A 22,809-nucleotide genomic window follows, 5' to 3' on the forward strand; every position below is an offset into this window, starting at 1 on the left:
CCTAGGTGTTGGAGCGCATGACGTTGGTGACGCGTGCCGGGGTTCGGGTGGCTGGGGGTTGGTCTCGGCAGGCGGTGTGGGGTCGATGGTAGTTGTAGTGGATGTTCCAGATCTGTATTGCCCGGGTGCGTTGGTCCTCGCAGTTGTAGGGCCGGGCGTAGAGCACTTCTTCGGCCAGGATCCGGTTGTAGCGCTCAACTTTCCCGTTGTGGCGAGGTGTGTAGGCGCGGATGAACTGGTGTTGGCGTGCCCAGCCCCGCAGCGAGCGTTCGACGATCGCTGCCCTGTAGGGGTTGCCGTTGTCGGTGACCACGCGGGTGACGCGGGTGATCCCGTGCGCGGCGAACCAGGCCCTGGCCCGGTTGATGAACCCGAGCACGGTGGTGGCCCGCTCGTCGGTCAGGGACTCGGTGTAGGCGAGCCGGGAGTATCCGTCCACGGCGGAGTGGAGGTAGCGGTAGCCGACCCGGGTGCGGTGTTTCGCCTTGTCCTGGTTCGATCCGCGGCCATGGGCCCGCCAGCCGCCGCCCTCTCGCAGCGCGCCGACCTTCTTCACGTCGACGTGGACCATGTGGCCGGGGTAGCGGGCGATGATCCGTGCCGGCGCACGGGTCGGTTCTCCCTCGACGTCGAGCCAGCGGCGATGGTTGAGTCCCAGCCGGGTCAGCCAGCGTGCGACGGTGGCGACGCTGGTCCGGTGCCCACGCTCGTGCAGTTCGGCGGTGATCAGCCGGGCCGACCACTTGTGGTCGCGGCGTAGTTGCTCGATCAACTCCACCACCTGCGGTGGGGTCTGGGTCGGTGAACTGTGGGGTCGGCTGGAACGATCCAGCAGGCCTTCCTCGCCGTGGAGGCGGTGACGGTTGACCCATTTCGACAGACAGGCCCTCGACACTCCGGCCTCGGCGGCGACGTGGGCGATCGGGCGGTGTTGGCACCGGATGACCAGGCGTCGACGTGCTTCAAAGGTCAGCGCGGCATTACGGTGGTGAATCAAGGGCGGGCTCCTCGTTCCGATGGTTGTCTCGCAACTCCCATCCTGCCGAGGACCCGCCCCCTCTCACGTCCCGGCGCGTGCAATCAACCTCATGACCCGCAACACCTAGGCGCTGGCGACCGCCCGCGGACCGCGCGTCAGTTCCGCCAGGGCATGACCCGTGGGCTCCTCGACCAGCAACGGGATCGTGGCGATGCGATCGGTCTGGGCATGGACGCGATCAATGTGCACTGCCTCTCCAGCCGCCCTGGCCGCCAGCAGCGGGTGCGTCGTTCCTGCTGCGGCGATGGACTGATTGATGACCCATGCCCACGGGGTAATCCCGGCACGCCGCAGATCTGCATCCAGATCCACGGCCTCCTGGACCGGGGTGGCATCCGGAAGGGTGACAATCAGGATCCGGGTCAGGTCGCGATCCTGGAGCCGCATCAGCGGGGTGACAACATTCGTCGTCTCACTCACGCCGCGCACGATTTCGCGATGGTACGAACCAGCGGCATCCATCAGCAACAGCGTGTGCCCCGTCGGAGCCGTATCGATGACGACGATCTCCCGCTGAGCACGTGAGACCAGGTGGGAGAATTCCCCGAAGACTGCCACCTCTTCAGTGCAGGGCGAGCGCAGATCTTCGATCAGTTGCGCACGGCCCACCTCGTCCAACCTTGCCCCCTTGGTTGCAAGAACCCGCTCGCGATAGGCGCGCGTTGCCACCTCTGGGTCAACTCGGGACACACTGAGGTTGTCATCAACGGCACCAGACAGGACAGCGTCAAGGTGCGCAGCAGGGTCAGTGGTGGACAAATGGACACGCTTGCCACGCTTGGCCAGGGCCAACGCGATGGCTGCCGCCGAGGTGGTCTTGCCAACCCCGCCCTTGCCCATGCACATGATCAAACCGTGATCCTGCGCAGCAAGTTCATCGACCAGTGCCTCGAGATGCTGGGGGTCTGCCTGGGTGAAACTCACAGGGTCGACCAGGGGCGCAGTCACCGTACTCGCGGCCCCATCGGCAGCCAGCAGTCGCCTCACCGCAGCCAGACCGACGATGCCACCGGCGCGCAACGGAATGTGCGAACACTCGAGGTTTCCCAACGGGTCTGGCAGCCGGGAGATCGCGCCCTGTTCGCGGTCAATGACTGCGCGCGCGAGAGGGTCGGAGCCAGCATCTTCACTGAGGATTCCATTGATCACCAAGTGCTGTTCGGTGATGCCCAACACAGCGAGCTCCTCGGCGGTGCGAGCAGCCTCCTCCAATGTGGCGGTCTGAGCTCGAGCCACCAGAACCAACCGGGTGAGGGTCGGATCACTGAGTCGCAGCAGAGCCTGGGCATACTGCCCACGAGTCTTGTCAAGCCCGGACAACGGGCCCAAGCAGGAGGCGTCACCCTTGCCTTCATCCAGGAAGCTCGTCCACTCCCCGGGCAATTGCAGCAACCTAATGGTGTGCCCCGTCGGCGCCGTGTCGAAGACGACATGGTCATAGGCGAGCTCAACGTTTCGGTCAGCCAAAAGGTCGGTGAACTCGTTGAACGCGGCGATCTCGGTCGTGCACGACCCCGAAAGCTGCTCGGTCACGTTGGCGATCTCGGCCTCGGGCAGGAGCCCACGAACCGGCCCAATGATCTTTTCGCGGTAAGCCTCGGCCGCTGCTTCTGGGTCGATCTCGATGGCGGAGAGGCCCGGCACCTCGGTCATGCGGGTGACCTGGCTGCCGATGGCCTGCCCGAAGACCTGGGCGACATTGGACGCCGGGTCGGTGGAGACGAGGAGTACTCGTCGACCAGAATCGGCGAGGTGAGTGGCGGTGGCACACGCGATCGACGTCTTGCCCACACCACCCTTGCCCGTGAAGAAGGCGAAGCGGGGAAGGTCGTTGAGGAATGCGTGGCTGCTCATGGCGTCGTTACCCATGGTTCAGCAGCACCCCGACTTGGTCTCATCCACGGGGCCGCAGCAGCTCGCCGCCTCCAGGCCAAGGTCACGCGGCTCCTCGTCGCCGAGTCCCGCCAGGCGTCGGAGCTCAGCGCGATCCGGATAGCGACCGGTCGCCACGGTGACATCGTCGACCAGCACCAGCGGCAACCCCGAAGAACCGACAACACGCATGAAGTTTGCGACGACGGGAGTGTTGGCGAAGGCCAATGGATCATTGGCCAAATTGTGACGCTCCAGATCCACACCCATCCCCTGCAAGTGACCAAGATCCGCGGTGAACTTCACCAGCGCATCCTCGACATCCGGTCCACAGACACCGGTATTGCAGCACAGCGCGGGCTCGAAGACGCGAATCCTGGGCCCGACGGCCTGCCCGACGAGCTCCTGCCTCAGCGCCTCAACACGGCCAGCGATGTCATCACGCACGAGTCGCATCCGCTCCATGCCCGTGATCCCTCGCTGCGAAGGCTCATCGGTCACCCACGTGACGATCTCGCCACGCATACCCTCGACTGGGTCCACGTGAGCCTCAGCACCAAGGACCACGACGCGATCGACACGCGCCAGCTGCTCCTGGTCAATCATCTGGGGCGACAGCCCAGCCATCGAAGCACCGATCTCTTCAACGGCTGCCGCCGCTTCGGCATTCACCACCGCACCCGGGGCTGTCCCCGCCGAGTACACCTCGACACCACCCAGACTCCGCATCACCGCTGCCGCGATCTGCGACTTGCCGCCATTTTTCACGCACACGAACAACACCGAGGGCTGAGCGCTCATCACTACCTCCACATATTGAGAATCGTCTATACATCGATTCAACTGGTCGCATCGACACTTGTCAATATGGCGTACTCTGGACCCCATGAAGGACATGACCGACACGCGGGGCGACCCGGGGGACGGAACGGGGCATTGCAGCCCCGAGGGATCAGGTGGTCTGCTCGGGACCGGCGCAGCGACGTCCTTGGCAGCGGTTTTCAAGGCCCTCTCGGACCCCACGCGCGTTCGACTGCTGAGATACCTGGCGGACTCCGCTGGAGGAACAGTCTGCGCCTGCCACCTTCCGGGCGCGCTGGGCATCACCCAGCCAACCCTCTCTTTCCACATGCGCAAACTGCAGGACGCCGGTCTGGTCGACCGCGAACAGCGCGGGCGCTGGGCGCACTGGTCAGTGAGCGCGCAGGCGTTGGTGCCGATTCGCGCCTTCCTCGCCCTGGATCCGTTGCCGTCTACGGGCCAGACAAGCCAACATGAAGATGGTCATCTATACTTCAGCTGATGTCCACTGAGCTTGCCGCTCACCAAGGAGTTCCACAGTGACACCAGCACCCCAGCCCTACCCGAGACCTGACGCGTTTGACCGCCGGCCGATGTCGCGCGAGGACGCCGAAACGATCGCCCGCACCCTGCGCGCCATCGCCGACCCGACTCGACTGCAACTGCTGAGCATGCTTCACGGCAGCAGCGACAAGGAGGCCACCGTCGGCGATCTGGCCGAGCGGCTGGGACTGCGCGCACCGACGATCAGCCACCATTTGAAGATCATGTTCGAGGATGGACTGCTCGATCGAGACCAACGAGGCAGGCAGGTCTGGTACAGCATCCACCCCAACCGTCGCGCCTCCATCGCTGACCTACTGAGGTGAGTCATGAGTGTCCCGCCGAAGGGTTTCGGCGTCCCCCTCGCATCTGAGGACGCGACTGTTCGCGTGACTCAATTGCTGGCATTGGGCGACCCCGACCGGGTACTCCTCCTGTCCCACCTGGCACGCGAGACAACACCACAGTCGGTGGAAGATTGTGCGGCCGTACTGGACTTGGACACGGGCATTGTCACCGACCATCTCAACATCTTGTTCCAGTCGGAACTGGTGACCCTGACCCCTGGTCGCGGTGGACCGCGGTTCAGCCCTGCTCCCGACGCCTTGATCCGCTTCGGCAGGCTCGTGTCAGTGCCCATGAACAGAGACAGCCACGGATCGGCGGCCCAGGTCCCACTCGAGCGACTGGTCGACCGCCTAGCCTATCGATTCGAGTCAATCTTCTCGCGGGAAACCATCGAGCGCTACGTCCACGAGAGTCACGACCTCCTGGCTCAACGAGCCACTGTGACCCAGCACCTGACCGTGCTCACCAGCAAATTCGCCACCGACCGCTTGGCGGCACTAGCCGTCGCCCAAGGACACCGTCGGGGAGTTCCCGAGGTGCTGTTCGTCTGCACACAGAACGCGGGACGGTCCCAAATGGCCGCGGCCTTTCTGCGCAGGATTTCTGGACAACAGGTCCACGTACGCTCAGCTGGCACCACGCCGGGTGGCAGCATCAACCCCGTCGTGGTCGAGGCGCTCGCAGAAGTGGGCATTCCCTTGCTGGTCGAATTTCCCAAACCATTGACCGACGAAGTCGTCATGGCCGCCGACGTTGTCGTCACCCTGGGATGCGGCGACGCCTGCCCAGTACATGCAGGCAAGCGCTACATCGACTGGGTCATTGAGGACCCTCAGGGCATGGCACTGTCTGATGTGCGCACCATTCGCGATAACCTCTACAGCCGGGTTCGGCAGTTGGTTGCTGAGTTGGGGATTACTCCAGAGTGGGAGATGCCAGCGGCTGGACAGCAGCCGACGACATGAGATAACCAGAGCGGTGCACGGTGCGCAGTACATCCTCGGCATCAGTGACGAACAAGGGTTGGATGCGACGCCGAATTCTGCGAATGACAGCACGCAGGTTCCCCACGGCCTCCGCGGTGGGGTCACCATGCCCCAAAGCGATGACCAAATCGGAGACATCGACCACCGACGGCGCGGCCGCCATCAGGCGCTCCAGCACGCGGAACTCCTGCAGGGACGGATGGACCGAACGGTCGCCACAACCGAAGCGGCGTTCCACCGGGTCGAGCCAGAGCCGCCCGCGAACCGTGACCTGGTGACTCGTGCCGAAGCCCAAGTTCGCCAGCGCCCCCGACAACTGGGCCGTATTTGCCGGTAGAGGGAGCAGGCTGGTGGCCCCATTGTCCAGCGCGGCGTATGCCTCGGACGGATCACCATCAGCCGGGAATGCGACGATCACTGCGGTCGACGTCCATCCTGTCACCGCGCGGCAGATCTCGGCCAGCGCAACACCTCGCACGGCCGGCACGACGATGGCATCGGGCTGATCCTCCCCCACGGCGACCAGAGCGACTGCCACGTCCGGGAAGACCTGCAGGTCAATGCCCTGCTCCTGTAATTCCTGACCGGTCCCGACAAATGACGCGCCGCCAACCGCGACAAGAATGACGCGCCGTGGCCAGCGGCGAGGTTCAACCGGGATAGACACGAGCCACTCAGCCAAACTTGCCGGAGATATAGTCCTCGGTTCGCCTGTCGGCAGGGTTCTCAAAGATCTTCGTGGTGTGGTCGTACTCCACCAGGTGACCGAATCGTTGGCCGGTCACAGGATCGGCACTCGCGGTGAAGAATGCCGTCCGGTCAGCAACGCGGGCAGCCTGCTGCATGTTGTGGGTCACGATGACGATGGTGTACTCATCCCGCAGTTCGAGCATCAGGTCCTCGATCGCCAGGGTGGAAATCGGGTCCAGCGCAGAACAGGGTTCGTCCATCAAGATGACGTCGGGTTTCACTGCGATCGTCCTCGCAATGCACAGACGCTGTTGCTGCCCACCGGACAGGCCAAGCGCCGACTGCTTCAGCTTGTCCTTGACCTCGTCCCACAACGCTGCCCGTCGCAGGCATTGTTCAACCCAGTCGGCCATGCTGTCGACCTTCATGTTGATCACCCGCGGTCCGTAGGCAATGTTGTCGAAGATCGACTTCGGGAACGGATTGGGCTTCTGGAAGACCATACCGATACGACGTCGCACCTCGATCGCATCGACATCCTTGGTGTAAATGTCCTGGCCGTGGTAACGGATCACTCCCTCCACCTTCGACCCCGGGATGAGGTCGTTCATACGGTTCAACGACCGAAGAACTGTGGATTTGCCACAGCCCGAGGGGCCAATCAGTGCGGTGATCTCGTGAGCAGCGAACCCCAAGGACACGTCCTTGACGGCCAGGAAATCGTCGTAGTAGATCCTGACGTCATCGCACTCCAACACAGTGCCGGCAGGTGTCGGACCACTCTCGTGGAGGGGCCGAGCCTCGATCCGCTTCATGGTGGTATTCATTGGGTTCCGTCCGTCTCACCAGCGCTGCTGGTACTTGTTACGAATGAGGATCGCGATGGAGTTCATCACCAGCAGCATCCCGAGCAGCAGGATGCTTGCCGCAGCAGCCAGCGTGTGAAAGCCAGCTTGTGGGCGTCCCACCCAGTTGAAGATCTGGATCGGCATGGTGGTGTAGCCGCTCAACAACCCATTGGGGTCAAAGCTGAGGAACACCAGGCCCCCGAGCAGCAACAACGGCGCCGCCTCACCCAGGGCCCTGGACAGAGCCAGAATCGCTCCCGTTGCGATACCCGGGATGGCACTGGGCAGCGTCTGTCGCCACACTGTTTGCAGGGGCGTCGCTCCCAGGGCCAGGGAGCCTTGACGTATCTCACCAGGCACACCTCGCAATGCCTCGCGTGTCGAGATGATGATGACCGGCAGGATCAGCAACGCCAACGCGGTGGCCCCGACGATGACCAGGTTCTTGTTGCCCAGCCCAATCAAACCGAGCAGCGACAGGGTCAGCAGGCCGTAGACGATGGAGGGGATGGCCGCCAGATTCTGGACGTTGACCTCAATGATCTGGTTGATCTTCTTGCGCGGGTCAGCGAATTCTTCGAGGAATACCGCCGCGGCAACACCCAACGGAATCGCTAGCACGGCGGTGGCGCCGATCACCCAGATCGACCCAATGATCGCTGGCCTGGCGCCAGCACGTTCGGGGTTGCTCGCCGGGTACCTCGTGAACAGCCGGGAGTCCATGCGGGACAATCCGTCCATCAGTGTGGTGACAACCAGAGTGACCAGGAAGACCATCCCCACCGCCAAACACAGCCACAGCACCCCGAGGAAGACAAGCGAGCGCAAGCTTCGCTCCCCTCCACTCGCCCGTCCCAGTACCTTCGGGACGCTCGCTGGTTCGGCGGCACCGGCCTTGTTGTGCGCACTCATCAGTAGGCCTGCCTAAACTTGCGAACTACAGCGACGCTGATGAAGTTGATCACCAAGGTGATCGTGAACAGCAGCAGCCCCACAGCGAAAAGGGTGTTGTACTCCAGAGATCCCACGCGGGAGTCTCCCAGCGCTGCGTTGGCGATGAATCCCGTCATGGTCTGACCCTGCTGCATCGGGTTGGTCACGACCTGTGCCAGGTTTCCCGCGGCGATCGCGACGATCATGGTTTCCCCCACCGCGCGCGAGACACCCAAGATCACCGAGGCCAGAATGCCCGAGATGGCGGCTGGGAAGACGACCCGCAAAGAGGTCTGCATGCGATTGGCTCCGAGGGCCGCCGATCCCTGACGCAGCGAGTTGGGCACAGCCGACATGGCATCCTCACTGATGGAGGCGACCGTCGGCAGGATCATGACGCCCATCACCAGGCCTGCCGCCAGAACGCTGAAAGCCCCACCTGACAAGTTGAGCCACCCCTTCAGCACGACACTCTGAATGAAGGTGAGGGCGAAGAGGCCAAAGATGACCGTCGGAATACCTGCGAGAACCTCAAGCACCGGCTTGAGGATCTTGCGCACGGCAGGCTTGGCATACTCCGAAAGATAGATAGCCGCGCCGAGCCCCAAAGGCACAGCAACGAGCAGGGCGATCGCTGCACACCACAAGGTTGCAGTCACCAATGGGAGGACTCCGAAACTGGCTTCGGCGAATCGTGGAGCCCACCGCGTCCCCAACAGGAAGTCTGAGATCGGCACCTCGCGAAAGAACCCTATCGAGGGCACCAGCAGCGCAAGCACGATGCCGAACGTGATCAGAACAGAGAGCAGAGCCGCCAGGCGCAGGAGCGCCATCACGACGATTTCTCCCGGACGTCGTCGCGGCCGAAGCAACCACGCCATGTCAACAGCGGCACCTTGTAGGCCCGCGCCGGCAGGCGTGCCAACCACTGCCGTGGCTGGCACGCCGCCCTCGTCAAGAGATCGAGGCAAGGGAATCCTCGGCGGTCTTCTTCTGCTCAGGGGTCAGGCCGATGAACAGCGCAGCCTCGGCGATTGAGGTCTCATTCTCGACGTAGAAATCGACGAATGCCTTCACCTGAGGCTTGTCCGTGTAGGATTTGTTGGCCACGTAGATGAACAGCGGACGACCCAGCGGGGTGTAGGTGCCGTCCTGAACGGTCGTCTTCGAGGGGGCGACGCAGCCATTGCCCGCATCGATCTGGACAGCCTTGACCTTGCCGGGGTTCTCCTCGACGTAGCTCAAACCGAAAAAGCCCATGGCACCCTTGTCGCCCTGGACGCCCTGGATGGTGATGTTGTCGTCCTCGGACGGTGAGTAGTCAGTGCGAATTGCGCCCTCCTCACCGTTGATGGCCTCGGTGAAGTAGTCGAAGGTCCCCGAGTCCGTGCCAGCGCCAAACAGGTTCAACGGCACGTCGGGAAACTTCGGGTCAACCTGGTTCCAGTTGGTGATCTTGCCCTCTGCGGCAGGCTCCCAAATCGTTTTCAGGTGCGCGAGGGTGAGGCAACTGGCCCAGTCATTCTCAGGATTGACGACGACCGACAGTCCGTCATTGGCCATAACGATTTCAGTGAACTCGACACCGTTCTTGGCGCACTCGGCCTTCTCTTCGTCCTTGATGGGGCGCGAAGCATCCGAGATGTCGGTCTCACCGGCGCAGAACTTCTTGAAACCGCCTCCCGTGCCAGAGGTGGCGACGGTCACATTGACACCCGCTTCCTTGTCCCGGAAGAGATCGGCCGCAGCCTCACTCAACGGGGCCACGGTTGACGAGCCGTCGATGGCGACGCTGCCAGACAGGGAGCTTCCATCTGAATCGGTGGCTGCGGGGGTCTGCTGGCCTCCGCAAGCCACGAGGGTGAGCGCGACAGCGGCAACAACCGCAAGCTTGGGGATCCTGGACAGGGGGTGCGTCACGATGCGTGTTCCTTCCGATACGAACTGGCCGGGCGGCCACGTCATACATAGAAGTCCATCGAAATGAACGCAGGGTTACGCGCCGGATACCAAAATATGCATAGACAGTTATCTACGTAACGATCTGATCACCAGCGGTCGGAGATCGCCCGGTAGGTGGCCATCTTGGTTGCGATGTCGAAGGTGGTGGCAGTCAACATCAGCTCCTGCACCCCAGTCCCCTCGACCAGTGCCCTGAGTTGCTCGGTGACGTGATCATGGGTGCCGACGAACTTGGTGGCCGGGCTCTGCGCCAGCATGATCTGGTCGGTCGCCGACAACTCGTGGGCGGCTGCGGCCTCGGGGGTGACAATGGGCTCGCGGGCGCCGGTGCGAATCGAGAGCCACATCTTCCGAGCAGGTCCGGCCAGGAAATCAGCCTCCTCTTCGGTGTCAGCGGTGATGGCCGAGGTGCAGATCATGGCGTGCGGTGCATCCAGCGACGCCGAGGGCTCAAAGCGGCTGCGATAGGCCTCGAAGACCGAGACGGGGTCCATGCCACCGAAGTGGTGGGCGTAGCAGTAGCGCACCCCGAGCATGCCGGCCAGTTGGGCCGAGTAGCCCGACGAACCGAGCAGCCACACCTCGGGGAAGGAGGTGGGTTCGGGGGTGGCCACCAGGCGCTGCACCATCGGCTCGTCGAGGCGTTCGTCGCCAAGCCAGTGCAGCAGCTGCAGCACGTGGTGGGGGAACTCCTCGACCGAGAGCGCGTCGGTGCCGCGGCGCAGGGCGGCGGCGGTGAGTTGGTCGGTGCCGGGGGCTCGTCCGATGCCCAGGTCGATGCGACCCGGGTAGAGCGCCTCGAGCATCGCGAACTGCTCGGCGACCACGTAGGGGGCGTGGTTGGGCAGCATCACCCCACCCGAGCCGACCTTGATGCGCTTCGTGTGCGCCCCGAGCGCGCTGACCAGCACCGGCGGGTTGGTCGAGACCACCGACTTGGTGTTGTGGTGCTCGGCCACCCAGAAGCGGTCGAAGCCTGCCTCATCGGCCTGCTCGGCCAGCCAGATGGTGTCGTTGAGGGCGTCGGTGGAGGTGTGGTCGGCCTTCAGGCTGGCCAGGTCAAGGATCGAGAGGGGCACGCGGGTATCGGACACAGGAGCATCGGGCATGCCCCCACCCTAGTTGGCCCCGGATTCGGCCTCGATCGCGTCGGGGTCGACGGCGAAGACGACCTTGTGGCCGGCGCCGACGGCCTCGATGCCCTCTTCCCACGACTCCAGCGGCAGCACCTTGCTGATCACCGGCAGCGGGTCGACGACCCCCTCGGCCATCAGCCGCAGCGCGGTCCGGAAGCTGGACGCCTTCTTGCCGCGCGAGCCCACCAGTTCGAACTCGTTCTGGACGAGTTCCATCACGTTGATCTCGGGATTGTCCTTGTAGAACGCGACCAGGACGATCCGTCCGCCCTTGGACAGCACCGGGCCGATCGACTCGAGCACCCCCGGTGCGCCGCTGCACTCGAAGACGGTGTGGGCGCCGTCGCCACCGCTGACCCGGGCCACGTACTCGGCCAGGTCTTCCTGGTCGGTCCGCACGAAGTGCTGGATGCCGGCCGCCCGGGCCTGGTCGAAGCGCGCCTCGTGGCGCCCCAGGCCCGCCATCACGACGATCGCGCCGGCGGCACGGGCCACCTGGGCGCACAGCTGGCCGACGGCTCCCGGGCCGGTGACCACGACGACCTCACCGGCCAGACAGGGGCTCTGTTCGATCACGGCGTGGACGGCCACGGCGGTGGGTTCGGTGAGTGCGGCCGCCAGCAGCGAGACGTTGTCGGGCAGGCGGTGCAGCGCGCGGGCCGGCATCGCCAGGTAGTCGGCCAGGGCACCGTCAGCGGTTCGTCCGATGCCCTTGCGTTCGGGGCAGCGCTGGTACTGCTCGGTGCGGCACCACCGGCACCGCCCGCACAGGACGGCGTCGGTCTCCATGGTGACCCTGTCGCCGACCACCAGGTCGGTGACCACGTCGTCGCCGAGGGCGGCGACCACCCCGGCGGCCTCGTGGCCGAGCACGCGCGGGGCCAGCCCGGTGTCCTTGCCGGTGATCTCCGAGCGGTCCGAGCCGCAGACTGCTGCCGAGACGATCCGGACGAGGACCTGGTCGGCGGCCGGTTCGGGGGCCGGCCGTTCGGTGAGGCTCACGTCATGGGGCTGGGCGGAGTGCTTCACAAGGGCGCGCATGCGACCTATCGTAAGCGAGGGCATCGTCCGCGATGTGACACTTGTCACTACATGTGCGGACATGTATAGACTCACCGCACCACTGTCCCTCAACGTAGAGGTAACCCCATCATGGAACGCAACTTCATCCTTGGTATTGACGCCGGCACCTCGGTGATCAAGGCCGCCCTGTTCGACCGGCAGGGCAACGAGGTTTCCCGCGGGGCGCGCAACGTGCCCGTGCACAACCCCACCCCGCAGCAAGCCGAAGAGAACATGTACGACGTCTGGGAGGCCGCTTCGCTGGCCATCCAGGAGGCCCTCACCGGCTCGGGCGTCGACCCCAGTGACATCCTGTCGGTCGGCCTGACCGGCCAGGGTGACGGCTCGTGGATGATCGGCCCCGACGGCGAGCCCGTGGGCCCGGCCATCCTGTGGACCGACGGCCGCGCCGGCGACATCGTCGAGGGCTGGCTCGAGGACGGCAGCGTCACCAAGCAGTTCCCGATCACCGGCAACGGCCCCTACGCCGGCACCGCCAGCGCCATCCTGAAGTGGCGCCTCGAGAACCAGCCCGAACTGATGGTCGAGGGCAATGTCCACCTGTGGTGCAAGGACTGGGTCGGCTACAAGCTGACCGGTGTGGCCAATGGTGACCCCTCGGACGCCAGCCTGATGGGCATCAACATGACCACCCGCAACTACGACGACGAGGTGCTCGAGATCCTCGGCATCAGCGACGCCAAGGTGGTCCTGCCCGAGCTGCAAAACTCGCACGAGTTGCTCGGCGAGATCACCGAGGAGGCCTCGGGCGTCACCGGCCTGCCCGTCGGCCTGCCGGTCTACAAGGGTTCGGTCGACATCTCCGCCTCGTCGCTCGGCGTCGGCGTGGCCCGCCCCGGTGACTGCATGGCCGTGGTCGGCACCGCCGGCATCGTCACCGTGGCCACCACCGACCCTTCCGGGTCGACCAATCCCCCGGACGTCGGCTGGATGATCCCGCACACCCCGGAGACCTCGATCCGTTCGATGGGCCTGAACTTCTGCACCCCGAACCTGGACTGGTTCCTGCGTGAGCTCGGCGGTTCGTTCCGTCGCGAGGCCGACGCGCAGACCCAGGGCAACCTGTATGAGTACCTCGACCAGGTCGTCGAGTCGACCCCGGTCGGCTCCAACGGGGTGATCTACCACGGCTACCTGGCCCCCGGTGGCGAGCGCGCACCGTTCGTCAAGCCCGACGCCCGCGGCATGTTCAACGGCATCAACAACGCCCACACCCGCAATGACCTGCTGCGCGCGGTCTACGAGGGCGTGGCACTGGGCATTCGTGACTGCCTCGACGCCATCCCGACCGAGGTCAACGTCGTCCGCATGGCCGGCGGCGGCGCAAACTCGCCGGTCTGGGCGCAGATCTTTGCCGACGTGCTGGGCCGCACCATCGAGGTGCCGGCCGGTTCGGAGTTCGGCGCCAAGGGTGCCGCCATCGTCGCCGCCGTCGGCGCCGGGCGGTTCGAGTCCTTCGGTGAGGCCGCTGACGCACTGGTGCACGTGCGCCGCACCTACAAGCCGAACAAGGCGAACACGGCCAAGTACGACAAGTTCTTCGCCGTGTACAAGCGCCTGCGCGAGTCGGCCCTGGACATCTGGGACGACCTGGCTGACGCGGTGGACTTCGCCAACGCCAACTGAGTTGTCTGCGGGGGGCGACCCCCTGCACCCCCGCGGGACCCAGCCCGCGGGGGCGCCCCCGCGGCTTCACTGAACACCCCTTGGGGGCGAGTCACCTGTTGGCTCGCACCCAAGGGCTTTCCCTTTCATGGCACGCTGGGACGAACAGGCAGGAGGAACCATGGCCGTCTTCTACGACTCCATCGAACCCAAGCTGGTGGACTTCATCAACCGCCAGCACATGTTCTTCGTCGGCACCGCCGCGGCCGACGGCAGGGTGAACGTCTCCCCCAAGGGGCTGGACTCTTTCCGGGTCCTCGGTCCCCATCAGGTCGCCTGGCTCAGCGGCACGGGCAGCGGCAACGAGACCGCCGCGCACATCCGCCAGGTGCCGCGGATGACGATCATGTTCTGCTCCTTCGAGCACCGCCCCTGGATCCTGCGGCTCTACGGCACCCCGACCATGGTCCAGCCCGGCGATGACCGGTGGGACGAACTGCTCGCGCTGTTCCCACCGATGCTGGGCGCCCGCCAGATCTACCTGCTCGACGTGGACGAGGCCATGACCGCCTGCGGCTACGGCGTCCCGCTGTACAGCTTCGAGGGTGAGCGGGAGACCCTGCACCTGTGGTCGAAGAAGAAGGGCCACGACGGACTGGTGCGCTACCAGCATGAGAAGAACTCCGTCTCCATCGACGGCTTCGACACCGGCCTGCAGACCGAGGACCTGCTCGGCGAGGACGAGGACGAGACTGTGCCCGCGCAGAGCGGCTCGTCCGCCTGAGCATCTTGTATGAACATGTATAGCCCGGTCGGGTAGGATGTACGCATGCTTCCGAAAGTCCTGATTGGTCACAGCTCCAAGAGCTACTTCTCACTGGCTGACGCCCACCGTTGGGCCGATGTCGTGGCTGGTGAGTTGCAGAACCGCTACGCCGACCGGCCGCACCCCGGCGACGGCACCTTCCTGTGCGTGCCCTACCCGCTGCTGCCGCTCATGATCGACAAGCTCGGCCCCAGCGGCATGGCCCTGGGAACCCAGGACCTGTCGCAGTTCGGCCCCGGCGCCTACACCGGCGAAGTCAGCGCAGAACTGCTCTCGGAGATCGGCAGCCGGCTCACCATGCTGGGTCACCCCGAGCGGGTGAACCTGCTGGGCGAGACCGAAGAGGTCATCGGCATCAAGGCCGGCCAGGCCGCCGGCCACGGCATCACACCGATCCTGGTGGCCGGCGAGCCCGACCCGAGCCACGACCCCCGCGAGGTCATGCAGGCCCAGTTCGACGTCCGGCTCAAGGACGTGCCGCTGGACGCCGAGGTGATGATCGCCTACGAACCGACCTGGGCCATCGGCGCCCCCGAGCCCGCTCCCCCGGCCCACGTGGTCAAGGTGGTCGCGACGATCCGCGAGATGCTGGCCGATCGTCCGAACCTGCGTCTGGTCTACGGCGGCAGCGCCCAGAAGGGCACCTTCAAGGCGATCGTCGACCACGCCCGCGAGGTGGGCAGCACCGAGGGCATCCCGGACGGGGTCTTCCTGGGCCGCTTCGGCCTCGACCCGCACGCCTTCCTCGACGTGGTGGACGAGGTGCGCACCGCCCTGGCCTGACCCCCGGCCGGATTGCCTCCGAATCCCCCCAAACAAGTAACCAGCGGCCTGAACCCCGGGTTTGTCCACCAGCTGAGGCCGCTGGCTTCTACTGTCAGATTCCGGCCGGGCAATCCGGCCCCGACGTCAGGCCAGCACACCCCAGCGGGCGATCGCGGCCCGCAGTTCCTCACCGTCGGCCTCGTCCAGCGGGACACCGGCGGCGGTGGCCTCCATGGCCTGGAACATCGCCCGGACCCCGGCGGCAGCGCCCATCGGGTGGCCCTGGATGGCACCGCCGACACCGAGGACGATGTCACCGCCCAGGTCCTTGACGTAGCGGGTGACGGTGCCCGGGTGCACGCCGCCACCGACGATCGGCATGGTGGCCTTCAGCCCGCCGAGGGGCTCGGTCAGCCGGGCCGAGGTCTGCAGGTAGCTGTTGATCGTGATCGGGTAGCCACCGAAGGGGGTGTTCACCAGGGCCAGGTCGGCCCCGGCGAGGCGGGTCAGCAGGCCGCAGGCCAGGTCGCCGGCCATGCCCGAACCGGCGCTCTCGTAGAACGGGGCGGCACCGGCGAAGTGGCCCAGGATCGGCACCCCGACCTCGTCGCGCAGCATCTGCACCGCGCCGTAGCCGACGGTGGTGTAGGCGACCATCAGCGCCTCGGCGCCGGCATCGACGGCCCGCTTCGCCGTCGCCAGCATCCGGTCGGGACGATCGGTCACGTTCGGCAGGTAGATTGTCCGCTTGCCCGTCTCCTGGGCGGCGCGGTCGGCGGCAGCGCGGAACGCCTCGACGCGCTGCAGCACGGTCGAGTAGCCGGTGTTGCCCATCAGCTCGTCGTCCTTGATCAGGTCGATGCCGCCGCGGGCGGTGTCCTCGAAGATCGCCGCGGCGGCCTCGGGCGAGAGCCCGACGCAGGGCTTGAGCATGTTCAGCAGCAGCGGGCGGTCCTGCACACCGGTCAGTTCACGCAACCCGGACGAACCGTGGCCGGGTCCTCCGAACTGGCTGAGCAGCTCGTCGGGGAACTCAAGTCCGACCAGCTTGGCCTCCATCGAGGTGGAGGCGTCATTGCCGATGACCGTGTTCAGCAGCTGGGCCAGCGAGTCACCCACGTTGACCGCGGGGATGCCGATGGTGGCCAGGTAGCCGACCGGCCCTTCCGGCTGGGTGGTCGTGGTGTCGGCAGCGGGCACCGAGAACAACCGCAGCACCCGGCCCTCGTGGCGCTGCTTCAGTTCCGGGGTCAGCCCGGGCACCTCGACCCACGTCCCTGTGGTCTGGCCGACGGCGAACTTGCCGACCACGGCCCGCACATCGGCCTCGGGTGGCAGGGTGAAGGCGTAGGTGGCTTCGATGAACTCGGACATGCTGCTCCTCTGGTCGTCCGGCCCATCGTACCGAGCAGCAAGACATGTATGTACATGTCTTGACAAGTATGAGAAGGCTCACATAACGTGGTGACCACCGCGATCATGGCGTGATCGGCACGCCTGCGCAACATGATCACGAGAAAACTCCACGCAACGATGCGTCCCCCCAGGAAGCGACAGCCGTGAACTACATCCTTGGAATCGACGAAGGCACCACCAGTGCACGTGCCTTCATCACTGACCTTGCAGGCAACGTCAAGGGCATGGGCCAGGCCGAACTGACCCAGATCTACCCGCGTCCGGGCTGGATCGAGCACGACCCCAAGCAGATCATCAACACCCAGCTCGAGGTCATCCGCGCCGCCCTGCGCCAGGCGGGCCTGTCCCCCAGCGACATCTCGGCTGCCGGCCTGACCAACCAGCGCGAGTCCGCCCTGGTCTGGGACAAGAAGACCGGCGAGCCGATCTACAACCTGATCGTGTGGGCCTCGCGCCAGTCAACCTCCATCGTCGAGGGCTGGGTCGAGCAGGGCCTGGGTGACCTCATCGAGGAGCGCACCGGTCTGATCCCCGACGCCTACTACTCGGCCTCCAAGATCCGCTGGATCCTCGACCACGTCGAGGGCGCCCAGCAGCGCGCCGAGCGTGGCGAGCTGCTCGCCGGCACCGTCGACGCCTGGCTGATCTGGAACCTCACCGGCCGCAAGGAGTTCAAGACCGACGTCTCGAACGCCTCGCGCACGATGATGATGAACTTCCGCTCCCTCGAGTGGGACGACGAGCTGCTCGCCGCCTACAACATCCCGCGCAACATGCTGCCCGAGATCGTCCCCTCGAACGCCCTGTTCGGCGACCTGGAGGACACCTTCGGCACCGCCATCCCGCTGAACGGCGTGCTCGGCGACCAGCAGTCGGGCCTGTTCGGCCAGGCTGCCTACAAGACCGGCCAGAACAAGATGACCTTCGGCACCGCCGGCGTCATGAACATCAACTGCGGCACCGAGCCGCAGCGTGTGGCCGGCCTGACCCCCTCGGTCGGCTGGAGCATCGACGGCCAGACCACCTATGAGATCGAGGGCGTCGTGTTCTCGATGGGCAAGACCATGCAGTGGCTGCGTGACGACCTGCAGCTCATCCACGCCGCCCCCGACTCCGAGTGGTACGCCGGCCAGGTGCCCAGCACCGACGGTGTCTACCTGGTGCCGGCCTTCACCGGCTTCGCGGCCCCCCACTGGGACCCGCACGCCCGTGCCTCCATCATCGGCATGAGCAACGCCACCAACCGCCTGCACATCATCCGCGCCGCGGTCGAGTCGATGGTCTTCCAGACCCGCGACCTGGTCGAGGCTGCCCGTTCGAGCGTCGAAATGCCCGAACTGCGCATCGACGGTGGTGCCGTGAAGAACAACCTGCTGGGCCAGATGCTGGCCGACCAGCTCGGCATCCCGGTCATCCGCCCGAAGAACGCCGAGGCTGCCGTGTACGGCGCCATCACCATCGGTGGCCTGGGTGCCGGCCTCTACAGCGGCTTGGACCAGCTGGCCGAGCAGTGGCAGGTCGACCGGGTCTTCGAGCCCGAAATCAGCCGTGATGAGGCTGACGCCAACTACACCGGCTGGCGTGAGGCTGTCGAGCTGTCGAAGGGCTGGGCCCGCAAGATCAACCGCGAAGCCTGATCCTGCCTCGAGGGGGCGCCATGGGGGCGCCCCCTCGTGCCATGCTTCAAACATGGCCCTGGCCCACCCGGGTCGACGCAACAAACTGATGTGAATGGAGCCACCCGTGAACACCCGCAGCAAGAACCCGAGCACCCTGACCCTCGACGAACACGCCGTGGCCGCCTCGGGGGGTGAACTCCAGCACATCATCACCGGCACCGGGGCGTTGAACAGCCTGGCCGAGGTCGTCACCACCCTGCACCCCGCTGGGCAGGTGCTGTTGCTGCGTGATGCCACCCCCAAGACCATCAACGGTGTCGACCTGGTCGAGACCGTCCGCGGGATCATCACCACCGCCCTGGTCGAGCTCGAGGCCGACCCCGAGTCGCTGGTCGAGTTCGTCGTCCCGGCCAAGGCGGGCCACGACGTGGTCGCCAACGAGGAGACCATCGCCGCCGTGCAGGAGGCCGCCCAGGAGGCGACCCTGGTCATCGGCCTCGGCTCGGGCACCATCGGCGACATCTCGAAGATGGCGCACCACGACGCCCCGCTGGTGCTCGTCCAGACCGCGCTGTCGGTCAACGGTTTCGCCGACCCGCTGTCGGTGCTGGTGCTCAACGGGGCCAAGCGCACCTCGCCGTCGCGGTGGCCCTCGGTGCTGCTGATCGACGACGATGTCGTCTCGCAGGCGCCGGCGCGAATGGCACAGTCCGGCGTCGGCGATGCGGTGGCCATCTGGTCAGCCCCGGCCGACTGGTACCTGTCGAGCAAGCTGGGCATGGGCGGGAACTACGACCCGAACATCTACCTGCCGATCCGCGAGGCCGGCATGGTGCTGCAGGACCCGGACGATGCCGTCGCCCGTGACGGCCTCGTTCACGCCCTGACCCGCGGTGGACTGCAGATCGGCATGGCCGGCAGCACCGCCCCGCTGTCGGGGGTCGACCACCTGGTCAGCCACGTGCTCGACATGGCGGCCATGGCCGAGAACGCCGAGCACGACTACCACGGCACCCAGGTCGGCGTGGCCACGGTGATCGCGCTGTCGCTGTGGGAGATCATCCACGAGCGTGACCTGCTCAACGTCGACACCGTCGAGCTCGAGTACCCCGATGACCTCGAACAGCGCACCCGTGAGACCTGGAACCGCATCGACCCGACCGGCAGCCTGGGCGACGAGTCCTGGAGGGCCGTCGGCAACAAGGCCAAGAAGTGGGCCAGCGCCACCCGCGCCGCGTTCGATGCCGCCGGCGACGAGCACCGCGAACACCTGACCGGTCTCACACCGACCGCCCACTTCGCGGCCGACACCCTGCTGCGCTGGGACGCCCCGACCAAGTTCAGCCAGCTCACCCCGCCGGTGGACGAGGACCGCGCCCGCTGGGCCCTGCTCGCGCTGCCGTTCATGCGTGACCGGCTGACCGTCTGCGACCTGCTGCTGATGCGCGGACTGTGGAACGACGAACTCATCGACGAAGTCTTCGCCCGCGCCGAGCACGCCGGCGGCGGCCTGTGACGTGCTGAAATGGGGGCTGGTGGTCACGCTGACCGCCAGCCCCATTTCTTGCGTTGCACCCGGGGGGGGACGAATGGACGAGCAGACCCGCAGCACGCGCGATTCCTACAACCGGATCGCCGGCGCCTACGACCGCTCCGAATGGCTACAGCGCCCGTTCCTGGGTGGGGCGCGCCGCGAGGTGCTCGCCCATGCCCATGGGCGGGTGCTGGAGGTGGCCGTCGGCAGCGGCCACAACCTGCGCCACCTGCCCGCCGACACGCAGGTCGTCGGCCTCGACGTGAGCACGGCCATGCTGTCCCGGGCCCGGCAGCGCGCCGATGCCCTGGGCCGGCAGGTGGAACTGGTCGAGGGTGACGCCCAGTCGCTCGGTCTGCCAGACCAGGACTTCGACACCGTCGTCTGCCTGCTGGCCCTGTGCAGCATCCCCGACCAGGCCCGTGCCCTGCAGGAGATGTGGCGGGTGCTTCGTCCGGGTGGCCGGCTGCTCACCCTCGACCACATCGAGTACACGCGGCGACCCTGGCGTGGTTTCGAGGCCCGCAAGGCCCGCCCGCGACGACTCCCCCGCGCCGTAGCCGCCGAGGTCGGCTTCATGATCGACAAGCACCGGCGCCGCGGGTTCGGCTTCCTGGAATCGGTGGTGGCGCACCGGCCCGCGTAGGCTTGGCCACCATGACCACCCAGACCCCCCAGCCCCCCAGGGCCGATGTGGCCGATGTGTCCGATGTGCTCGCCGAGCTTGCCGCACTGGACGACCCCAAGGTGCGTGCCATCAACGAACGCCACGGTGACGACCACGGGGTGAACCTGACCGCCCTGCGCGCGGTGGCCAAGCGACTGAAGACCAACCACGAACTCGCCCAGCACCTGTGGGCCACCGGTGACGGAGCCGCCCGGCTGGTGGCACTGCTGATCGCTCGTCCGAAGTTGTTCGGGGCCGACGAGCTCGATGCCATGCTGCGCGAGGCCAACGGGCCCAAGGTGCACTACTGGCTGATCAACTACGTGGTCAAGAAGAGCGCGCACAAAGAGGCCCTGCGGCAGCGCTGGTTCGACGACCCCGACCCCGCGGTGGCCAGCGCCGGCTGGGAACTGACCACCGAGCGGGTCCACAAGAATCCTGAGGGGCTCGACCTGCCGGGCCTGCTCGACCTCATCGAGCAGCAGATGAAGGACGCCCCGGACCCGCTGCAGTGGGCCATGAACGAGACCCTGGCCCAGATCGGCATCCACCACCCCGCCCTGCGCGCGCGGGCCATCGGCATCGGCGAACGCCTCGAGGTGCTCAAGGACTACCCCACCGCCCCGAACTGCACCTCACCGTTCGCTCCGACCTGGATCGCCGAGATGGTGTCACGCCAAGGCTGAGGCCAGTTCCACACCCTCCCCGGACGCAGACGTGCCCGGACCACGGGGGTCCGGGCACGCCGACTCGATCGTCCGAGTGATCAGATCACGATCTGCAGCGGGTTCTCGATGATCTCCTTGAAGCGGGCCAGCCACTGGGCGGCGATGGCACCGTCGGCGGCGCGGTGGTCGACCGACAGGGTGACATTGCACAGGGTGGCGACGGCCGGCTGGCCATCCGCACCCACCACGATCTGCGGCTTGGCCGCACCGACGGCCAGGATGCCGGCCTGCGGCGGGTTGATGATGGCGCTGAACTCGTCGACGCCGAACATGCCGAGGTTGCTGATGGTCAGCGTGCCACCCTCGAGCTCGTTCTGCTGGAGTCGTCCCTCGTTGGCGCGGGCCACGGCGTCCTTGATGGCGCTGGCCAGGCCGGTGAGCGAGGTGTTGGCCACGTTGCGGAAGACCGGCGTCACCAGACCCTTGTCGGAGGCAACGGCGACGGCCACGTCGACCTGCTGGTAGGTGATGGTCGCCTCGTCGGTCCAGGTGACGTTCAGTTCGGGAACGTCGACCAGGGCACGGGCGGCGGCCTTGACGATCAGGTCGTTGACCGAAATCTTCACCGGCGAGGCCTCGTTGAGCTGCTTGCGCAGCCCGAGCAGGGCGTCCATGTTGAGCGCCGACTTCAGGTAGAAGTGCGGGGCGTCACGCTTGGACTGCTGCAGGCGAGAGGCGATCAGGCGACGCAGCTTGCTGTTCGGCACCGGGGTGCCACCCTCGGGGATGGGCTGGGCGGCAACCGGGGCAGCCTCGGCCGGAGCCGCAGCGGCGGCAGGTGCAGCCGCGGCCGGGGCCTGGGCACCGCCGTCGATGGCGGCCTGCACGTCGACCTTGCGGATGCGTCCGCGCGGTCCCGAACCGGTCAGCGTCTCGAGGTTGATGCCGTGCTCGGCGGCCATCTTGCGGGCCAGCGGGCTCACGAAGATGCGCTCACCATCGGCACGCGCCGGGGCCGGGGTCGCCGGGGCAGCTGCAGCGGGGGCGGCTGCCGGGGCGGCCGGAGCCTCGACCGTGGTGGCCGGGGCGGCCAGGTCCTCGGCGATGACCTCGGCCGGGGCCTCCTCGGCGGGGGTGGCCGGGGCGGCTTCGGCGGCCGGGGCAGCCTCGGCGGCGGGGGCGCCACCGAGCTGGGCGAGCAGCGCGTCACCGGCGGCCTTGTCATCGCCGACCTCGAGCAGCACGCCGACCGGGTCACCGACGGTGACGGTCTCGCCACCAGCCCGGACGATCGTGTGGATCGTGTAGTCGGCGTCAGCATCCACGTCGACCAGGGCCTTCTCGGTCTCCACGCAGATCAGCGGCTGCCCCTTCTTCACCGAGTCACCCTCGGCGACGTACCACTTGTCGAGGACGGCTTCGTCGGAGTCTGCCGAAACTCCGGGCATGCGCAGGAAGGTTGCCATGG

General features: G+C 66.3%; 22 protein-coding genes. 10 read left to right on the forward strand and 12 right to left on the reverse strand.

Translation table 11 applies throughout. The features are described 5' to 3' along the window. Position 1: 1 nt before the first annotated feature. The 3 genes from ACQE3C_RS08280 to arsD form a co-directional block, all read right to left on the reverse strand. On the reverse strand, positions 2-994 hold the full coding sequence (locus ACQE3C_RS08280; RefSeq protein ID WP_434537931.1) for an IS481 family transposase: 993 nt from the start codon (positions 992-994) through the stop codon (positions 2-4). A gap of 108 nt (positions 995-1,102) precedes the next feature. Continuing rightward, positions 1,103-2,893, reverse strand: a complete 1,791-nt coding sequence (arsA, locus tag ACQE3C_RS08285; RefSeq protein ID WP_434538717.1) for an arsenical pump-driving ATPase — start codon at positions 2,891-2,893, stop codon at positions 1,103-1,105. Between the two features lie 18 nt (positions 2,894-2,911). Beyond that, a complete protein-coding gene (gene arsD, locus ACQE3C_RS08290; protein ID WP_434538718.1) occupies positions 2,912-3,712 on the reverse strand; it encodes an arsenite efflux transporter metallochaperone ArsD in 801 nt (266 codons plus the stop codon). An 85-nt stretch (positions 3,713-3,797) separates the two neighbouring features. On the opposite strand from arsD, the gene ACQE3C_RS08295 reads away from it, so the two are divergent. The 3 genes from ACQE3C_RS08295 to ACQE3C_RS08305 are packed head-to-tail and all read left to right on the forward strand — an operon-like array spanning position 3,798 to position 5,568. Next, a complete protein-coding gene (locus ACQE3C_RS08295; RefSeq protein WP_434538719.1) occupies positions 3,798-4,214 on the forward strand; it encodes an ArsR/SmtB family transcription factor in 417 nt (138 codons plus the stop codon). A 37-nt stretch (positions 4,215-4,251) separates the two neighbouring features. After that, positions 4,252-4,581 (forward strand): ArsR/SmtB family transcription factor, encoded by a 330-nt coding sequence (locus ACQE3C_RS08300; protein WP_434538720.1) that lies wholly within the window; start codon positions 4,252-4,254, stop codon positions 4,579-4,581. Positions 4,582-4,584: 3 nt separating this feature from the next. Beyond that, positions 4,585-5,568, forward strand: a complete 984-nt coding sequence (locus tag ACQE3C_RS08305; protein ID WP_434538721.1) for a three-helix bundle dimerization domain-containing protein — start codon at positions 4,585-4,587, stop codon at positions 5,566-5,568. Here the strand turns inward: ACQE3C_RS08305 and ACQE3C_RS08310 are convergent. From ACQE3C_RS08310 to ACQE3C_RS08340, 7 genes are all read right to left on the reverse strand, one after another. Further along, the gene (locus ACQE3C_RS08310; RefSeq protein WP_434538722.1) at positions 5,519-6,271 is read right to left on the reverse strand and encodes a winged helix-turn-helix domain-containing protein; all 753 of its coding nucleotides are present in this window, start codon (positions 6,269-6,271) and stop codon (positions 5,519-5,521) included. The two genes, ACQE3C_RS08305 and ACQE3C_RS08310, sit on opposite strands and share 50 nt — an antisense overlap. Continuing rightward, entirely contained in the window at positions 6,264-7,094 is an 831-nt protein-coding gene (pstB, locus tag ACQE3C_RS08315; RefSeq protein ID WP_434538723.1) for a phosphate ABC transporter ATP-binding protein PstB, read from the reverse strand. The genes ACQE3C_RS08310 and pstB overlap by 8 nt, the downstream gene beginning before the upstream one ends. A 27-nt stretch (positions 7,095-7,121) precedes the next feature. Continuing rightward, entirely contained in the window at positions 7,122-8,039 is a 918-nt protein-coding gene (pstA, locus tag ACQE3C_RS08320) for a phosphate ABC transporter permease PstA (RefSeq protein WP_434538724.1), read from the reverse strand. After that, positions 8,039-8,893: a phosphate ABC transporter permease subunit PstC gene (gene pstC, locus ACQE3C_RS08325; RefSeq protein ID WP_434538901.1), complete on the reverse strand. Its 855-nt coding sequence runs from the start codon at positions 8,891-8,893 to the stop codon at positions 8,039-8,041. The genes pstA and pstC overlap by 1 nt, the downstream gene beginning before the upstream one ends. A 121-nt stretch (positions 8,894-9,014) precedes the next feature. Then, entirely contained in the window at positions 9,015-9,980 is a 966-nt protein-coding gene (locus ACQE3C_RS08330) for a PstS family phosphate ABC transporter substrate-binding protein (RefSeq protein ID WP_434538725.1), read from the reverse strand. A 128-nt stretch (positions 9,981-10,108) separates the two neighbouring features. After that, positions 10,109-11,131, reverse strand: coding sequence for an LLM class flavin-dependent oxidoreductase (locus ACQE3C_RS08335; protein WP_434538726.1), 1,023 nt, complete (start codon positions 11,129-11,131; stop codon positions 10,109-10,111). Positions 11,132-11,140: 9 nt separating this feature from the next. Continuing rightward, positions 11,141-12,199, reverse strand: a complete 1,059-nt coding sequence (locus tag ACQE3C_RS08340; protein ID WP_434538727.1) for a zinc-binding dehydrogenase — start codon at positions 12,197-12,199, stop codon at positions 11,141-11,143. 111 nt (positions 12,200-12,310) lie between these two features. Between ACQE3C_RS08340 and ACQE3C_RS08345 the strand changes: the two genes are divergently transcribed. The 3 genes from ACQE3C_RS08345 to ACQE3C_RS08355 all read left to right on the forward strand — a co-directional run bounded on the left by ACQE3C_RS08345 (position 12,311) and on the right by ACQE3C_RS08355 (position 15,455). After that, entirely contained in the window at positions 12,311-13,867 is a 1,557-nt protein-coding gene (locus ACQE3C_RS08345; protein WP_434538728.1) for an FGGY family carbohydrate kinase, read from the forward strand. Between the two features lie 160 nt (positions 13,868-14,027). Then, entirely contained in the window at positions 14,028-14,630 is a 603-nt protein-coding gene (locus ACQE3C_RS08350; protein ID WP_434538729.1) for a pyridoxamine 5'-phosphate oxidase family protein, read from the forward strand. Between the two features lie 45 nt (positions 14,631-14,675). Beyond that, positions 14,676-15,455: a triose-phosphate isomerase family protein gene (locus ACQE3C_RS08355; protein ID WP_434538730.1), complete on the forward strand. Its 780-nt coding sequence runs from the start codon at positions 14,676-14,678 to the stop codon at positions 15,453-15,455. Positions 15,456-15,581: 126 nt separating this feature from the next. On the opposite strand, the gene ACQE3C_RS08360 is transcribed toward ACQE3C_RS08355, so the two are convergent. Beyond that, positions 15,582-16,811 (reverse strand): RuBisCO large subunit C-terminal-like domain-containing protein, encoded by a 1,230-nt coding sequence (locus ACQE3C_RS08360; protein WP_434538731.1) that lies wholly within the window; start codon positions 16,809-16,811, stop codon positions 15,582-15,584. 185 nt (positions 16,812-16,996) lie between these two features. Between ACQE3C_RS08360 and ACQE3C_RS08365 the strand changes: the two genes are divergently transcribed. From ACQE3C_RS08365 to ACQE3C_RS08380, 4 genes are all read left to right on the forward strand, one after another. Then, complete coding sequence (locus tag ACQE3C_RS08365; RefSeq protein ID WP_434538732.1) at positions 16,997-18,490, forward strand: FGGY family carbohydrate kinase; 1,494 nt, start codon at positions 16,997-16,999, stop codon at positions 18,488-18,490. A gap of 94 nt (positions 18,491-18,584) precedes the next feature. Beyond that, complete coding sequence (locus ACQE3C_RS08370; RefSeq protein ID WP_434538733.1) at positions 18,585-19,988, forward strand: iron-containing alcohol dehydrogenase; 1,404 nt, start codon at positions 18,585-18,587, stop codon at positions 19,986-19,988. A gap of 73 nt (positions 19,989-20,061) precedes the next feature. Next, complete coding sequence (locus tag ACQE3C_RS08375; RefSeq protein ID WP_434538734.1) at positions 20,062-20,652, forward strand: methyltransferase domain-containing protein; 591 nt, start codon at positions 20,062-20,064, stop codon at positions 20,650-20,652. Between the two features lie 11 nt (positions 20,653-20,663). Next, positions 20,664-21,359 carry a DNA alkylation repair protein gene (locus tag ACQE3C_RS08380; protein WP_434538735.1) on the forward strand — a complete coding sequence of 232 codons (696 nt, stop codon included), beginning with the start codon at positions 20,664-20,666 and terminating at the stop codon, positions 21,357-21,359. Between the two features lie 80 nt (positions 21,360-21,439). Here the strand turns inward: ACQE3C_RS08380 and ACQE3C_RS08385 are convergent, their stop codons facing one another. After that, a complete protein-coding gene (locus tag ACQE3C_RS08385) occupies positions 21,440-22,807 on the reverse strand; it encodes a dihydrolipoamide acetyltransferase family protein (RefSeq protein ID WP_434538736.1) in 1,368 nt (455 codons plus the stop codon). Between the last annotated feature and the right edge of the window lie 2 nt (positions 22,808-22,809).

It is taken from the genome of Aestuariimicrobium sp. Y1814 (assembly GCF_050113895.1).
Lineage (GTDB): Bacteria > Actinomycetota > Actinomycetes > Propionibacteriales > Propionibacteriaceae > Aestuariimicrobium.

Bases quoted from the DNA above. Each gene is read 5' to 3' on its own strand.
- arsA (WP_434538717.1), bottom strand. From the start codon at position 2,893: ATGAGCAGCCACGCATTCCTCAACGACCTTCCCCGCTTCGCCTTCTTC.
- pstC (WP_434538901.1), bottom strand. From the start codon at position 8,893: ATGGCGCTCCTGCGCCTGGCGGCTCTGCTCTCTGTTCTGATCACGTTC.
- ACQE3C_RS08375 (WP_434538734.1), top strand. From the start codon at position 20,062: ATGGACGAGCAGACCCGCAGCACGCGCGATTCCTACAACCGGATCGCC.
- ACQE3C_RS08340 (WP_434538727.1), bottom strand. From the start codon at position 12,199: ATGCGCGCCCTTGTGAAGCACTCCGCCCAGCCCCATGACGTGAGCCTC.
- ACQE3C_RS08335 (WP_434538726.1), bottom strand. From the start codon at position 11,131: ATGCCCGATGCTCCTGTGTCCGATACCCGCGTGCCCCTCTCGATCCTT.
- ACQE3C_RS08305 (WP_434538721.1), top strand. From the start codon at position 4,585: ATGAGTGTCCCGCCGAAGGGTTTCGGCGTCCCCCTCGCATCTGAGGAC.
- ACQE3C_RS08370 (WP_434538733.1), top strand. From the start codon at position 18,585: ATGGAGCCACCCGTGAACACCCGCAGCAAGAACCCGAGCACCCTGACC.
- ACQE3C_RS08360 (WP_434538731.1), bottom strand. From the start codon at position 16,811: ATGTCCGAGTTCATCGAAGCCACCTACGCCTTCACCCTGCCACCCGAG.
- ACQE3C_RS08380 (WP_434538735.1), top strand. From the start codon at position 20,664: ATGACCACCCAGACCCCCCAGCCCCCCAGGGCCGATGTGGCCGATGTG.
- ACQE3C_RS08345 (WP_434538728.1), top strand. From the start codon at position 12,311: ATGGAACGCAACTTCATCCTTGGTATTGACGCCGGCACCTCGGTGATC.
- pstA (WP_434538724.1), bottom strand. From the start codon at position 8,039: ATGAGTGCGCACAACAAGGCCGGTGCCGCCGAACCAGCGAGCGTCCCG.
- ACQE3C_RS08295 (WP_434538719.1), top strand. From the start codon at position 3,798: ATGAAGGACATGACCGACACGCGGGGCGACCCGGGGGACGGAACGGGG.
- pstB (WP_434538723.1), bottom strand. From the start codon at position 7,094: ATGAAGCGGATCGAGGCTCGGCCCCTCCACGAGAGTGGTCCGACACCT.
- ACQE3C_RS08355 (WP_434538730.1), top strand. From the start codon at position 14,676: ATGCTTCCGAAAGTCCTGATTGGTCACAGCTCCAAGAGCTACTTCTCA.
- arsD (WP_434538718.1), bottom strand. From the start codon at position 3,712: ATGAGCGCTCAGCCCTCGGTGTTGTTCGTGTGCGTGAAAAATGGCGGC.
- ACQE3C_RS08350 (WP_434538729.1), top strand. From the start codon at position 14,028: ATGGCCGTCTTCTACGACTCCATCGAACCCAAGCTGGTGGACTTCATC.
- ACQE3C_RS08385 (WP_434538736.1), bottom strand. From the start codon at position 22,807: ATGGCAACCTTCCTGCGCATGCCCGGAGTTTCGGCAGACTCCGACGAA.